The organism is Sphingomonas profundi (assembly GCF_009739515.1).
Classification (GTDB): domain Bacteria; phylum Pseudomonadota; class Alphaproteobacteria; order Sphingomonadales; family Sphingomonadaceae; genus Alterirhizorhabdus; species Alterirhizorhabdus profundi.
In genome coordinates this window covers 2,898,860-2,912,463 of record NZ_CP046535.1, presented here as the reverse complement: position 1 = coordinate 2,912,463, position 13,604 = coordinate 2,898,860, and the positions used below count along the sequence as shown (strand labels likewise).

At 69.8% G+C, this 13,604-nt stretch carries 12 protein-coding genes; all 12 read right to left on the bottom strand.

All coding sequences use genetic code 11. From position 1 onward, the window contains the following. Positions 1-101: 101 nt before the first annotated feature. The 12 genes from GNT64_RS22300 to GNT64_RS13905 all read right to left on the bottom strand — a co-directional run bounded on the left by GNT64_RS22300 (position 102) and on the right by GNT64_RS13905 (position 11,907). A complete protein-coding gene (locus GNT64_RS22300) occupies positions 102-341 on the bottom strand; it encodes a DUF6894 family protein (RefSeq protein WP_422396639.1) in 240 nt (79 codons plus the stop codon). Positions 342-522: 181 nt separating this feature from the next. Next, the gene (locus GNT64_RS13955) at positions 523-1,011 is read right to left on the bottom strand and encodes a hypothetical protein (RefSeq protein ID WP_156680080.1); all 489 of its coding nucleotides are present in this window, start codon (positions 1,009-1,011) and stop codon (positions 523-525) included. Further along, on the bottom strand, positions 1,008-1,265 hold the full coding sequence (locus GNT64_RS13950) for a hypothetical protein (RefSeq protein WP_156680079.1): 258 nt from the start codon (positions 1,263-1,265) through the stop codon (positions 1,008-1,010). Before GNT64_RS13950 ends, GNT64_RS13955 begins: the two co-directional genes overlap by 4 nt. Continuing rightward, positions 1,262-1,723 carry a M15 family metallopeptidase gene (locus tag GNT64_RS13945; protein ID WP_156680078.1) on the bottom strand — a complete coding sequence of 154 codons (462 nt, stop codon included), beginning with the start codon at positions 1,721-1,723 and terminating at the stop codon, positions 1,262-1,264. Before GNT64_RS13945 ends, GNT64_RS13950 begins: the two co-directional genes overlap by 4 nt. A gap of 197 nt (positions 1,724-1,920) precedes the next feature. Then, positions 1,921-2,094, bottom strand: coding sequence for a hypothetical protein (locus tag GNT64_RS13940; protein ID WP_156680077.1), 174 nt, complete (start codon positions 2,092-2,094; stop codon positions 1,921-1,923). Continuing rightward, complete coding sequence (locus GNT64_RS13935) at positions 2,087-2,521, bottom strand: hypothetical protein (protein WP_156680076.1); 435 nt, start codon at positions 2,519-2,521, stop codon at positions 2,087-2,089. The genes GNT64_RS13940 and GNT64_RS13935 overlap by 8 nt, the downstream gene beginning before the upstream one ends. A gap of 94 nt (positions 2,522-2,615) precedes the next feature. Next, positions 2,616-3,611 carry a cellulase family glycosylhydrolase gene (locus GNT64_RS13930; protein ID WP_156680075.1) on the bottom strand — a complete coding sequence of 332 codons (996 nt, stop codon included), beginning with the start codon at positions 3,609-3,611 and terminating at the stop codon, positions 2,616-2,618. Then, complete coding sequence (locus GNT64_RS13925; RefSeq protein WP_156680074.1) at positions 3,608-6,871, bottom strand: hypothetical protein; 3,264 nt, start codon at positions 6,869-6,871, stop codon at positions 3,608-3,610. The genes GNT64_RS13930 and GNT64_RS13925 overlap by 4 nt, the downstream gene beginning before the upstream one ends. A 60-nt stretch (positions 6,872-6,931) precedes the next feature. Beyond that, positions 6,932-7,513: a hypothetical protein gene (locus GNT64_RS13920; RefSeq protein WP_156680073.1), complete on the bottom strand. Its 582-nt coding sequence runs from the start codon at positions 7,511-7,513 to the stop codon at positions 6,932-6,934. Further along, positions 7,513-10,719: a hypothetical protein gene (locus GNT64_RS13915; protein WP_156680072.1), complete on the bottom strand. Its 3,207-nt coding sequence runs from the start codon at positions 10,717-10,719 to the stop codon at positions 7,513-7,515. The genes GNT64_RS13920 and GNT64_RS13915 overlap by 1 nt, the downstream gene beginning before the upstream one ends. After that, positions 10,719-11,540, bottom strand: coding sequence for a hypothetical protein (locus tag GNT64_RS13910; RefSeq protein ID WP_156680071.1), 822 nt, complete (start codon positions 11,538-11,540; stop codon positions 10,719-10,721). Before GNT64_RS13910 ends, GNT64_RS13915 begins: the two co-directional genes overlap by 1 nt. 4 nt (positions 11,541-11,544) lie before the next feature. After that, a complete protein-coding gene (locus GNT64_RS13905) occupies positions 11,545-11,907 on the bottom strand; it encodes a hypothetical protein (RefSeq protein WP_156680070.1) in 363 nt (120 codons plus the stop codon). Positions 11,908-13,604: the final 1,697 nt, after the last annotated feature.

The following is a 13,604-nucleotide window of genomic DNA, read 5'->3' as shown; positions in this document are numbered from 1 at the left end:
AGCCGTCCGCCGCCAGCCTCCACTTGGCATCCATATAATTATCGAGCGGGACGCGCGCGAACCCGCCGATCTTGGCTGCTCGCTAGCCTCGAGTTGCTTCTTTAGGATCGAACGGATGGAGCCTCGGTTGCGACGATAAGGATCGAGAACAACGTCAGTCCGGTCCCGTCTGTAACTACGAGCCGCATGTCATGATCAAAAAGCGTGTCGCCGGCCTCTTTCAGGAGATCGCCCGCGTATGCAACTGCCACCCTCCGCACAGAGCAGATGTCGGGTAAATCCTGCCCATCGCCATCCCTAATCTCATCGCCTTCGTACGCGTGAAAATAGAAGGGTGGCATCATCTGACCTCGCCGCATTGGGAGAGTCGTAGCGATTTGCCATGCGAGATGTTCCGACGCCTATGATGTCGTTTCGGCCCTGATGTCATTACTTTAGATCGGCCAGCTGTCTACCGCCAGGCGTCGCTTGTCGTCGCATGCCTTCAGGTCAATGCGGCCGTCGCGGATCGTCGCCTCGGTGTCAGCGCTGGTCGACGATCCGTCCGGCTGGCGGTGCGCCGGGGTCGGCATGCAGGGCTCGCGCAGCGCCGGCGGGATCGGGCGGGGTGAAGAGATCCCGGTCGAGCTCGTCGAGCCCATGCACGCGGTCAGCAGCAAGGCAGGGAGTGCGGCCAGCAGGTGTCTGCGCATAGGTGGTCACCGTGTCCTTCGAGCGGAGGATGATGGGCTGCAGCGCGGCGGTGCGCGCGGCATAGGTGCTTGCGGCCGCCTCGCCGCGGCGCGCGTCGGCGGCGGCGCGCTCGGCTGAGGCCCGGCCGATATCGGCGATCGCCGCGCGACCCTCCGCCTTCACGCGATCGAGCGTGCCGCGGGTCAGCAGCAACGCCACGCCGAGCACCGCGATCGCGACATACGGCCACGCCTTGCCCGCGATCCGGAGCGCGGTGCGCACCCAGCCGCCGCCCGGCACGAGCCCGGCGGCGACGTCGACCAGCGCGCCGCCGTTCATGGCCGGTGGTCCTTGTTCCGCGAGCTGGCGCTCGAGCCGAGATAGAAGCCGAACGCCGTCGTCGCGATGTTGATCGCCGACTGCAGGATCGCGGCGCGGTCGGAGGCGTCGGCCGAGTGCGTGATGATCCAGGCGCTCACCGCGAGCCATCCGGCGATCGCGAGCAGCGCGACGACGAAGATCTGGCGCGACGAGATGCCAATCGGCGGCGAGGCGGCGGCGCGCTCAGCCTCCATGCCGGTATCCGCGCTCACAGCCGCGCCGCCTGGACGTGCATCCAGTCATAGTCCCGGGCCCGGCCGAGGCTGACCCAGCCCTCCGCCTCCCAGGCGTCGAGGAAGGCCCTGCACTCCGGTCGGGCGAACGAGGCCGTGCGATGATCGGCGCGCAGTGGATTGCGGCCGGCGTTCCAGTCGATCGCGCAGGCATAGGCGTGCATCGACTTCGTCGTGCCGCCGCGCTTGTCGCGATCGTTGAAGCAGCCGGCGAACGCGTCGAAGCCGAGCCGGTGGATGTCGGCCGGGCTGTACGTGGCGGCGATCCGCTCCATGGCGCGCAGCGCGCTATCGGCGCACTTGCCGTGGATCAGGATCGAGGAGACCTTCTGGTCGCCGAACCAGAGCTGATACGGCGGCCTGATCCGCACGTGCCCGGTGCCGGGCGAGCCGTAGAAGGCAAGCGCGTCCTTCTCGCGCGGGAATACCGTCGACATGGGTCATCCTTTCGAGAGGCAACCGGAACGGCATCCGGTCGAGCTGGTTGGGCTGGCGTCGGAAGAGCGTGGAAACGCGGCCTTCTGGATTGGTCCGGAACGCGACTTCGATCGTCGAAAGGCCACCCTCGCTTAGCGGGGAGGGTGTGCTTCGCGGAACTCGGGGGCACACCCTCATCCCGACTGCGGCCACACAATCAGATGTCGCAGGCTTCCAAGTGCATCGGCGCTGGCCGATCCCACTCGGGCGTGCCGTGACGCGCGCGCAGCTCGGCGGCGAAGGCGGCATCGATCTCGCTGGCGGCTTCGTCGATCGCGCGCATCACGCCGAGCACGCCGGCGTCCAGTGCGTTGATCGGCATGTCAGCCACGTGGGCTCACCGAACGGATCTCGCGGATCGACTCGGCCAGCAGATCGAAGCGGTCGTTGATCGTGTCGGCCAGCTTCTCCTGACCGCGCTCGACGCGCTCGACCGCCCGGTCGAACGAGGTCTGCGCCGCCTCCAGCTTGACGATGCGCTCGATGTCGCCAGTGCGCAGGTGCTCGATGGAGTCGACCCGCGTCACGACGTTGCGCACCTTGTGCGCTACCTCGCGGATGTCGCGGCTCATCTCGCGCGTGAGCAGCTTGTAGAGCAGCGCGGCAACGGTCGTGATGGCGATGATCGCCCCCGCCCAGGCGCCGACATGGCCGATGTCGAGCGAGAGCGGCCGCTCCGCCGGCTGCACGACGGTGACCGCCTGCGCGGCGGTAGGCGCCGGCGGCGCTGCGGCCGCCGGCGTGATGTCGTTCGTCATGGGATGCTCCCCCGGGCCCGGCGCTAAGGCTTTCCGCGCGACGCCGTTATTATCCTCGAGGCGGAGCGAGTTGCGTCCCTGCTCCGCCTCACCTCTACCGGCCGGTCAGCGACCGCACGTAAGCCGACGCGGTCGCGGTCGGGCTCGCACCCTTCGGCGGGTTCACGCGGAAGATGTAATTCTCCGCCCAGGCGGGACCGTCGCCCCAGACGGTGAAGCCCGCGATCGCGTCGGGGTTCGCCGCGACGTCGGCGAGGAAGGCGGCGCCGCGCCCGGCGCACGACTTGGGCACGCCGCGCCAGCTGCCCCACGCCACCTCGGTGACATAGGCCTTCATCCCCCGCTTCCGCGCGCCCTCGGCAAAGCTGGCGATGGAAGTCGCGGGGTTGGGCGTCTTCGTCGAGCAGGCCGCCTTGATGCCTGCATTGCCGGTATCGAAGTAGCGGTGGCCGGAGAGCGCCACGTTCGGGCCGAAGCCGCCGACGCGGTCGAGCGCGCAGCCGGCGGTCGGGCAGGTGCGCCTGGGGTCGGCCTCGATCGCGGCGACGCGGGGATCGTGGAAGCGGAAGGTGGCGGAGTAGTTCGGCCACTCAACCAGGATCTCGGTGCGCGGCGCGAAGGCGCGGATGCCGGCGACGATCGCCTTCGTGTCGCGCGCCCACTGGGCATAAGGCGCGCGCGGGTCGGCGAAGCCCTTCGGCTCGTTCATTAGGTCGAGCTTCACGTCGGCGCCCGCCGGCAGCGCGGCCAGCACGCGCTTCCAGAAGGCAACCTGCTCCTCCACCGGCGGCCAGCGGAACTCGTGCCGGTCGAGGATGACGGGCACGCCGGCCGCGTTCGCTGCCGCCACGGCGGCGCGGATCTTCGCCCACGCCTTCGCGTCGTCGAGCTGGGCGGACTTGAACGGCAGCCGGATCAGGCGGAAGCCCTGCCCGATCGAGAAGCGCACGTCGTCGGGCGTGGGGCAGAGCGCGCCGTTCAAGACGCCCTTGAACTCGCAGCCCGACAGGTTGACGCCGGCGAGCGGCGCGGCCGCCGTTGGCGAGGGAAGAAGGGCCAGCGCCAAGGCTGCCAGGAGGATGCGGATCATAGTGCTGTCGCCTTGAGGTTGTCGATCTGGATGCCCGCCGCATCCGTAGCGTTGTTCGGGTAGTGGATGCCGACGCCGCCGGCCGCCTGGTAGTTCGTGTCGCTCGCGGTGCCGATCAGGGTGCCGTCTACGTAGGCGCTGATCGTCGTGCCCACGGCCCTGACCTCGAGGTGGTAGGTCTGGCCGCCAGCAGGCGTCGCGGCGAGCGTGTTGATGTTGGCGCCGGTGCCGGTCCAGCGCATGAGCCGCCACTGGCTGTTGGCGCCGTTCCAGTAGACGCCGTATCCCTGCAGCGCCGTGCTGGACAGGCGGAGCATGATGCCGGCGTAGCTCGTCGACGGCGTGCCGCCGACGAAGGTGAAGTCAGCCTCCACCTTGTAGTCTGCCTTCGGCGGCACGGTGGCGTTGATGATGCGGGGCGAGGAGCCGGCCGAGGCGCAGGAGAACCGGCCGCTCTTGATCGACGGCGTGCTGGTCGAACCGTTGTGCTTCGACCACTTGCCGCCGATGATCGGCGAGTAGTCCGCGTCCGTGTCCGCGTCCGGGCCATCGTAGGTGACGTCGGTGCCGTCCGCCGCAGAGAACTTGTCGTAGAGGAACGCGGTGGTCGCGGCTTCGACCGTCACCGGCGTCGGGTAGGGCGAGCCGCCGTACCCCGCCAGCGTCTCGACGAAGGCGTTGGCGATCGTGCCCGAGCCGGTCGGCGTGCCGCTGTACGTGCGGTTCGGGCTGTCCACGGTGATGCCGGGGATGTTCGACGTGATGGTCGAGCCGGCCTTCGCCCCCGTCAGCGTGCCGGAGACGGCGACGCCCTGGATGAAGTCGGTCGACGGGGTCAGGGCCACCAGCACGTTGCTCTCGTCCTTCGTGCGGACGACGATGCGCTGGATGCGCTCCTGCGCGGCCGAGCCGACGCCCTTGAAGCCGACGAACGCGTAGAACCGCTGTGTCAGATCCAGCCCGGCGAGCCCGGCGTTGTCCATGCGGACTTCCGTTCGGCCGAGGCCGAGGCCAAGCAGGCGGCCGGCCTGCGGAAACCAGCGGATGCCGATGTCCTTGCCCTGGGTCGCCGCCGTCGAGGAGCCGTAGCCGATGCCCTCGTAGTAGGCCCAGGCGCCGCCCACGACGGGCGCTGCACCGCCGACGATGCCGGACAGGCGCGCGTCCGTGCCGGTCCCCTCGCCGTTGCTGACGAACAGGGCGTTCAAAAGGCCGGAGCGGATCGCCTTCTCATGTGCGAAGCCGATATAGGGATACCGCTCGGCGCTCGCGGCAAGGCTGCGCCAGCCTTCGAGGAACAGGTCGACGTAGGGTGTCTGGTTGGGCATGAAGCCCGCATCCTCGAACAGGTAATATTCCTGTCCGTTGTTCAGCGCGATCGTCATGCCGTTCGCGTCGAAGGTCGGCGCGGCAGGAGCCCCGCCCGTCACCGCCGTGAAGCCGGCAGGCACCGCGCTCGCGCCCCGCACGTTCCGGGCGATTTCCGCGTAGCCAGCCGGGATGACCGGATTGAGTGGATCGAACCACGTGTTGGCCGGGTTCCGCTTCGGCGAAGTCGCGATGAGCAGCTTGTTTGTGCCGGACCCCTGTCCCTCGTAGGCGACGACACGCCGATCGCCGAAGTTGACGATGCTGGCGGCATGCGCGCTGGTGCCGTCGTCTCCGCCGGTCACGCTGCTCTTGGTGACGACCTGGATCGGTCGGCCAAGCATCTCGCGGCCGGTGGCGTCCATCAGCACTTCGTAGACCGAGCGGTTGGCCGACCCCTGCCCGGCGGTGGCGGGGCCGCCGGTCATGAGGCCCGCGTAGCCCTGCCGCGTGGCGCGGAAGCTGGACAGCTCCAACCAACGCGTCACGAGGCGGCTGTCGTTGGTATCGCTGTTCGGATAGTTCGGCGCGGCGCGGCCGCCCCAAGGGCTGATCGTCGACAGGAACGTCCACGGCGAGCTGCCGCCCAGGGCGGGCGCGGCGCCTGGGTTGTCCGAGCCCCACTGGGTCTCGGGGCTCGCGCCCTGGCCGCCCATGGAGCAGTAGCCGACGTACTTCCAGGGCGCGCTCGTGGCCGGGTTGATGAGGCCCGGGAACGGGTTCGGCCCCCAGTTAAAGTAGCCCGTGTGACCGTCGCCCAGCTGCTTGTCGGCCGGCGGCAAGGTCACGGCGATGTTGTTGCCCGTCCAGTTGAGGAGGTCCGGCGACGTCGCCATGATCGTCGCCTGGTTGCCGTAGGTGGTGCCGTCCAGCCGCGTCGCGCGCGCGGCAGTGACCTGGTAGGTGCCCACCCACAGGTTCGCCTCGGGCACCCAGTTGACCCAGATCGTCTCGGCCTGCACCGGCGTATTCGCAGCATACGGGCCGATGTAGATGGGCTCGGCCGCCGGCCGGCTGGGCACGTCGTTCCACCAGCCGGCGGCGACGGCGTCCGCATAGGTCTTCCAGTTCGCCGCAACGCCCGGATCGGCGACGCAGGTCATCAGGTAGACGCCGCCGGTGCCGGAGCCTGGCTTGCTGGAATCGTACAGGTCGTGGTCGGTCGTGTAGAAGACGATGTGGCGGTCGGGGTAGGCGGCGCTCGGCGCGTAGACGATCTTCGGCCAGTACGGCCCAAGCCCGGTCGCACCTCGCGCGGCCATGGCCGGGTTCATGCCGACGATCGCGCCCTGCTTGGTGAAGACGTACGTCGAGCGCAGGGAGACATTCGCCGGGGAGATGATCGATTCCTCCGGCTGCTGCGGGGTGGCAACGGACGAGACATCGTCGTTGACGATCGTGCCGGTGGCGCTGGCGTTCAGCAGCGTGTAGCCCGCCGGCGCCGAAATGGTGAGGCCGAAGCTCTCGTCGCTCTCGACGTCGGTATCGCCGTTGACGCTGATCACGATGTCGGCCGAGGTCTGCCCGGCCGCGATCGTCACCGAGGTGAGGCTCGGCAGCGTGCCGCCGGTGTAATCAGCCGCGTTAGTCGAACCGGTTGAGAAGGCGACGGGCACGACCAGGCCGCCGGCCGGCGCCGCCTGCGAGGCGGTGACCGTGAAGGTGAACAGCTTCGGCCCGCTATTCCCCTCGGCCTGGCTGACCGAGAGCGAGAGCGTAACGGTGGGCGCGGGCGGCGGCACGACGATGCCGGTCGAGAGTGAGGTGTCGATCACCGGGAACACCGCGGCGCCGGTCGCGACCAGCGCGTCGGCCGCTGCGTCTGCCAGCCGGATGCGGATCGATGGCAGCCGCGGGTTGATGGGGTCGAAGACGATAACCGTCTTGGCCATGATGGTTCTCCCGTATTGAAGGCGCTGGCGCCCGGATGGTCATCGCGCTCGGATGGCGCGTCAGGCGGTGGCCCAGCTGATGGCGGCATGGGCGGCGCGCTTGGCTGCAGCGGTGGTCGCGGCCTTGATGGCGTCGACGCCGGCCTGCTCGATCCCCTCTAGGCGCGCCGCCTCGTTCTGGCTCGCGTCGGCGCCGGCGACGAAGCGGGCGATCGCCTTGTCGACCGAGTCGCCGTGGGCTTTCGCGTCGGCGATCGCGTAGCGAAACTTGCGCGCACGCACAGTCGTGTTCAGCAGGTTGAAGGCGGCGAGCAGGGCGGAAGTCGCGGCACCGACGCCGCCGAGCCCGTACCAGTTCTCGACCTCGACCGCCTTGGCGGCATATTTCGTCTTCTTCGCCCCGCCCGTGGACATGACCAGCATCGAGCGGCGCTCGCCTTCCGCCTTCACCTGGCCGACCAGCACCGCTTCGACCTTCGCCGGATCCTCGACATATTGCCGAGCCGCGACGCTCCAGCTGTAGGTCGATGCGTCGTACCCGACCGGGATCGGCTTCTGTCCCTTGCCGGTCATGTCGATGCCGGATGTCGCGACGACGTGCTCGAGCACCGCGCCGGTTGCGCTGTTGAAGATCGCGATCATCAGGGCGCCCACGAGCAGAAGAGGGTGACGGTGACGCTCTTGTCCGCGCCGGCATGTTTGCGGACCTGCAGCTGGAACTCGTAGACCTTCAGCTCGGCGGGGCCGCTCGCGCTGCGCGTCGTGCTGACCTGTCCGTCATCGCCCGGCTCGCCGGCCGTTCCGGCGCTCGACGGCTCGCCGATCTGCTCGACGCCCAGGTCGATCCAGGTCGACGTTCCCTTCTCGCGATACTGGACCTTGGCGGCCATGTTCGTCGCCGTGCCCGCGCTCCATGCGACGAGCACCGACGCCGAGATCGTGCCGTTGGGCCCGACAATGATCTCGGCCGGGCCGAAGTTGCTCGAGCCGTAGGTGGTCGCCGAGACGGTCGCTGGGCCGCCCGTGTAGCGCTTGGCCTGGTTCGGCGTGGCGTCGCGCACCTTGGACAGGGTGAAGCGCTGCGTGGCGGCGCCACCGCCATATTCGGCCGTCACGTCGACATAGGCGGTCTCGTCGGTGATCCCGGTGACGGTGACGACGCCGCTGCCGCTGAGGGTCGCGTAGCAGCCGGTCGCCGACATGTGGAAGACGCTGCTGTTCGTGACGTTGAGCGTGCCGGAGATCACCGCGACGGTGGCGCTGCGCGGGAACTGGTTGTCGCGCGGGATGCCCGCGGCATCGCACCCGATCGTCGTGGTGGGCGGCGCGATCGCGACGCTGAGCGCGTTCGCACCGGGAGCCCCTGTCGCGCCGTCCGCGCCGCGCAGGCGGGTCCAGGTATAGTCGGCCGGATCGCTGCTCTCGCTCGACGTCGGCTTGTTCGGGGCGAGGCCGATGTAGAGCCGCCCGTCCGCGTTGCCGGTGGTGAAGTTCGCCGAGCCGTCGGCCGCGTCGGCATAGGCGAACCAGGTGAACGTCGGCGAGCCGTCTGCGCCGGGCGTGCCGGGCACGCCATCAGTGCCGCGGATCAGCGACCAGGTGTAGGCGGCCGGGTCCGTTCCTTCGATCGGCGTGGTCTTGTTGTTGGCGATGCCGATGTAGAAGCGGCCGCCGTTACTACCTGTTACGAAGTCGACCGTGCCGTCAGCAGAGTTCGCATAGGCTATCCAATTCCAGTGCGTGACACCATCGGCACCGGGCGGGCCGGGCAGCCCGGCCGCGCCGTCGACGCCATCGACGCCGTCGCCACCGGCCGCGCCCATCGCCGACCAGCTGATCCGGTCGATCCGCGCGCCCGGGTAGGCGAAGCTGCTGTCGAGATAGAAGGCGCGGCCGGCGGCGACCGGCACGACCCGCACCGGGATGCCGTCGGTCAGGTAGGTCACCCGGCGGCCGTCGTAGATGATCTGGAAGACGGTGGTGGTGGCGTAGACGGTGCCGGTCGCGCCGATCACGTACGCGCCATCCTCCCAGATCTCCCAATGACCGTCGTCGGCCAGGAAGAAGGCATGGTCGATCGAGACATAGTCGGCGTTCGTCGCCGGATCGGTGTTGATGCCCATCATGACCTGAGCGTTCGTCTGGCCGGCGCGGAAGCTCAGCTGGCATCCGCCGGTCCACGTCACGTCCGAGTAGACGTCGCTGTCCCAGGCGGCGGCCCCGCCATTCTTCAGCGCATAGTCGGGCCCGACGACGCAGTTGCCCCGCGCGACCAGGCCGAACAGCGCCGGCCCGCGATAGGGCGCCCACGCATAGTCGGCCGGATTGCTGCTCTCGCCCGGCGTCGTCCGGTTGATCGCGGTGCCCTGGAAGCCGCGCGCGCCGGGCGCGCCGAGCGTGAAATTGACCGAGCCGTCCGGCGTGTCGGCATAGGCGACCCAGGTGTAGAGCGTCGCGCCGTCCACACCGTTCGCGCCCGGCGCACCGGCGGTGCCGTCGGCGCCGTCCGCGCCGTCGACCCCGGCGCGCGCGAGGACGCGCCACCAGGCGTTGCTCTCGGTCGGCAGTGTCGGCGGCGCGTTGCCGGCGGTCGCCACGGGATTGATGTAGACCCAGGACGAGCCCTGGTACTGGACGATGTTGCCCTCGCGGTACGTCCGCCCGGGATCGTAGGCGCCGAGATCGATCAGCGCGCCGTAGAAGGCGACGTCGCCGAGCTGGTGAACCGTCTCGGTCCGCTCGGCGCCGATCGCCAGCCGCCACCAGGGTGCGGCGCCCGGCACCTGCGTGACCGAGGCGACCGGCGGCAGCGCCGATCCGTCGGCCGCGAGCGTCAGCGCCGGAGCGCCGAGCCCGACCGGCGCGACGAACAGCTTGCCGAGCCAGGAGACGCCGGCGACCGCGTTGACGCTCGCCGCGACCCGCTGGATCGTGTCGCGCGCCGTCGTCTGCGCCGTGAGGTTCAGCGAGAGATTGTACGGCCGGGCCGCGTCGAGCGCCGCGAGCGAGGCGGCGTCGATCCGGCCGGCGCCGCCGGACAGCGTCGCCAGGCGGGCGACGATCCTGCCCGGCCGCCGGATCCAGCCGTCGGCGCCGCCGGCGTCGCCCTGGACGAGGAAGCTCACCTTCCCCGTCGGCGGCGCGCCGAAGCGCGCGAGACCGGCCGCTTTCGCGGTCGCCCACCGGCCGGCCGGGATCGCGGCCGCGACGAGCGCGGCGTGGCCCGGATAGTCGCCGGCCGACGCGCCGTAGCGCGCCAGCCGCTCCAGCGCCGCCGGCACGTCGTTGATCGGGCCGTTCGACAGCTGGAAGACGCTGCTGGCGACGTCGACGAGCGTGCCCGTGACGTAGCGAGGCGCGCCGATCGCCAGCGGCTTCACCTGCCCCTTCAGCGACGCCGGCCCTTCCGCCCCGGTCGTGCCCGCATAGGTGGCGAGCAGCGGCGCATCGAGCCAGCGATCGTCGACCGCGAAGGCGATGTCGGCGCGGCCGTCGGCGATCTGCGGCTGCGCCGTCACCCGCCCGTCGAAGCGCAGGGTCCAGCTGCTCCAGGCGGCGCCGACCTCACCTGTCCACAGGCGGAAGCGCGCGTCGGCGAGCATGTAGCGCGGCAGCGCCGGCCACGGCTCGATGCCGATCGTCAGCGAGGATGAGGGCGCCGTGATGCCGCCGCCGAAGCTGCCGTCGAACAGGTCGTAGCGCAGGGTGGGCAGCTTCGCGATCACGGGCCACCAGTCCTGCCCGTCCAGATGGCAGACGCGCATGTCGTCGTGGCTCGCCGCGCGCAGCGTGACGGGCGCGCCCGCGACGGGATCATGGCCGTCGATGCGGACGATCACGCCCAGCATCAGATCAGGCTCACGAGGTTGGCCTGCCACTGCCAGCCGGCCGCGTTCCGCTGGATCGCGCCCAGGTCGCCGATCAGCGGGCCGAAGAAGGTGCGGCGCGTGCGCATCGGGTGCGGCGCGGGATCGGTGATCAGCGCGACCGGCTCGGTGACGTTGAACCGCTCGAGCAGCGGCAGCACCTTCGCCTCGATCTCGTCGCGGCTCGTGCTGGCGAAGGTCAGGCCCGTCGTGCGCAGCGTCGGCGCCCGCCGGCGCAGCAGCACGCCGCGGGCGGAGAAGTCGGTCGCGCCGAACGGACGCACGCCGACGGCGCGGCCGAAGCTGAAGTTCCGCTCGAGCACGATGCGCTCGCCGAGCACGATCCGCCGCGCCCGGATCGATACGCGCGCCGGCGTGATCCAGGCGATCCGCCAGTAGCGCGCCGGCAGCGGCGGCGTGCCGTCGTCCGGCGCGCTCCATAGGAACATGCCGTCGCCGTTCACCAGCGCCTCGGCGCTCGCGTAGGGCAGCAGGTTCGGGCTGCGCCAGTAGTTGGTCGTGAAGGCCGCCCCCTGCGCCTCCGTCGCGGCGAAGACATAGCATTGCGTGCCGGCGATCAGGCCCGCGAGGCCGAGCAGCAGCATCGTGTCGACGGTGCGGTCCGAGCCGAGATCGACGTCAACGGACATGAAGTAGCCGCCGTCGGTCGGCCCGCCCAGATCGCCGCCGACCTCCCAGACCATGCCGCGATAGTCGTTCGCCAGGTATGCGGCGGCGCCGACCGACGTCGGCGCGGTCACCGCTGCCATCGGCAGCGGCGGGATGATCCACGCATTTGCCATGGCTCTACCCGAACAGCTCGAGGGAGGTCGTACCGGCGTCGAGATCGACCTCGACCCCGGTGACGATGAAGGTGCCGCCCGCCGCCTGCTCGCTGTCCGCCAGCGTCACGGTCGGCGTGCCAAGCGAGGGATCGAGCCAGAGCACGTCCTGCACCACGACGACGAAGCGCCGTCGCTCGACGCCGAGCAGGCTCGCCCGCGCGTCGATCACCGCCTGGGCATCGCCGATCGCGTCGAAGAAGCCCTCGGCGGGCGCCGCGATCGCGTCACGCGCCGAGGGGTAGCGTGAGCGGATCGCGGTGTTCGACCAGGTGGCGACCACCTGGTCGCGCAGGCCGGCGGCGTCGAGGGCGGGATCGAACGGCATCAGACATAGCCTCGCGCAGCGCCGAGGCCGCTCAGCGCCGTGCCGCCGCGGGCGACGATCGCCTCCAGCGCGGTGCGGATCGCCGGCAGGTCGCCCAGCTGGCCGCTCATCTGGTCGAGCAGGTCGGTCGCCGTCGACGTCGCGGTCGCCGTCTTCTCGGCCGCCGCCGCGGTCGCTTTCGCGAACGGATCGACCGCGGCGGCGCCGGTAATCGGCGTGGCATTGCCGATCGTGGCGATCGCCTTGCCGGTCGCCGCCTGCACCGTGTTCAGCGCGTCGAAATAGGCCTGGGTCGAGCCGTAGAGCTCGCGCTCGACGTCGAGGAAGGACTGTGCGGCGGCGAGATACTTCTGCTGGTCGATCGAGACGCCGGCGTTGATGTCGGCGAGATACGGATCGAGCGCGGCGCGCGCCGCCGTCTCCTGGTCGCGCAGCGAATACGGCGAATCGCTGCCCGTCTTCATGCCGTCGAGGAACGCCTTGAGGCTCTCGGCCGCGTCGCCGGCGCTCTTGCGCGCATCCTCGAGCTCGAGCCGGTAGAGCTTCTCCGCGTCGGCGCGGTGCTCGGCCGAGGCGCCGCTCTCGTCGAGGATCTTGACCATGCCGGCGAACTTCTCCGTCACCGTGTCCACAGCCGCGCCGACCGGATCGAGCCGGGCCTTCAGCAGCTTGGGGATGCTCTCCAGCGTCACTGCCTTCTGCAACTGCGCGTCGAGGTCGCCGCCGTTCGTCAGCAGCCGCTTGCTGGCCTCGCTGACGCCCTGCAGCAGCCCGTCCTTCAGCAGGTCGCTGACGGCATATTTGATCGCGGCTTCCTGATCGTCGTCGAAGTCGATTGCGCCCTTGGCCTTCTTCGTGATGCCACGGCCGGAGGGATCGTAGCGGAAGTCGCCGTGGCGCACGCCGATCGAGCCGGAGGCCGGGCCGGTGAGGGTTCCGCCCAGCTGATCCGCGATGTTCTGCAGGATCGACGAGACGTTGTCGCCGGCGCTGCTGGCGGCGGCCTTGAACTTGGCCGAATTGCCGGTAACGCCGGTCACGCCGAACCCGTCGGCGGTGGTGCCGAAGGTCGCCGCCGCCTTCTTCGTCTTCGTGAACAGGCCGGTGAGGATCCCCAGCGGCCCGCCCTTGAAGCCGAAAACGTCACCCACGATCTGGTTCACGGCGATCGCCGCGCCGAACGCGCCTGCGGCCTGCCCGATCGACGACGCGGTGCCGGACGAGATGCCGATCTTGCCGAGGATGCCGCCGCCGCTGGTCGCCCCCGGCACCGCGCCGGCTTCCGAGATGACGGTCCCGGTGGTGGGGATCGTGGTGCCACCCTTCGTGACGCCGCCGCCGCTGTTGAGCAGGCCAAGGATGCTGCCCAGCGGGGAGCCCGTGCCTTGCGCCGACGACAGGATCGATCCGAAGTCCGTGCTCTTGCCCGACAGCAGCGCCAGCGTGTAGCGCGCCGCAATCTCGCTGATCACCGCCAGGCCCTGGCGCTTGAAGCTCTTCCAGATAGAGCCCGAACCGCCTTCGAACGCGTCAGCGTAGAAGTCCGCGAGGCTGCGGACATTGTCTTCCTGGCGGCGCCAGCTCTCTTCCATCGCCTCTTGCTGAGCGTCGAACGACTTCTTCCATTCCGCGTCGTTGGCCGCGATCTTCTTGCTGAAATCGAACGGATCAACGCCAACAGAGTCGTAGAACCTGCG

What these genes read in the sequence shown, in the direction of transcription:
- GNT64_RS13905 (WP_156680070.1), bottom strand. Translation starts at nt 11,907, where the DNA reads ATGCCGTTCGATCCCGCCCTCGACGCCGCCGGCCTGCGCGACCAGGTG.
- GNT64_RS13920 (WP_156680073.1), bottom strand. Translation starts at nt 7,513, where the DNA reads ATGATCGCGATCTTCAACAGCGCAACCGGCGCGGTGCTCGAGCACGTC.
- GNT64_RS13945 (WP_156680078.1), bottom strand. Translation starts at nt 1,723, where the DNA reads ATGTCGACGGTATTCCCGCGCGAGAAGGACGCGCTTGCCTTCTACGGC.
- GNT64_RS22300 (WP_422396639.1), bottom strand. Translation starts at nt 341, where the DNA reads ATGCCACCCTTCTATTTTCACGCGTACGAAGGCGATGAGATTAGGGAT.
- GNT64_RS13925 (WP_156680074.1), bottom strand. Translation starts at nt 6,871, where the DNA reads ATGGCCAAGACGGTTATCGTCTTCGACCCCATCAACCCGCGGCTGCCA.
- GNT64_RS13915 (WP_156680072.1), bottom strand. Translation starts at nt 10,719, where the DNA reads ATGCTGGGCGTGATCGTCCGCATCGACGGCCATGATCCCGTCGCGGGC.
- GNT64_RS13910 (WP_156680071.1), bottom strand. Translation starts at nt 11,540, where the DNA reads ATGGCAAATGCGTGGATCATCCCGCCGCTGCCGATGGCAGCGGTGACC.
- GNT64_RS13955 (WP_156680080.1), bottom strand. Translation starts at nt 1,011, where the DNA reads ATGAACGGCGGCGCGCTGGTCGACGTCGCCGCCGGGCTCGTGCCGGGC.
- GNT64_RS13935 (WP_156680076.1), bottom strand. Translation starts at nt 2,521, where the DNA reads ATGACGAACGACATCACGCCGGCGGCCGCAGCGCCGCCGGCGCCTACC.
- GNT64_RS13930 (WP_156680075.1), bottom strand. Translation starts at nt 3,611, where the DNA reads ATGATCCGCATCCTCCTGGCAGCCTTGGCGCTGGCCCTTCTTCCCTCG.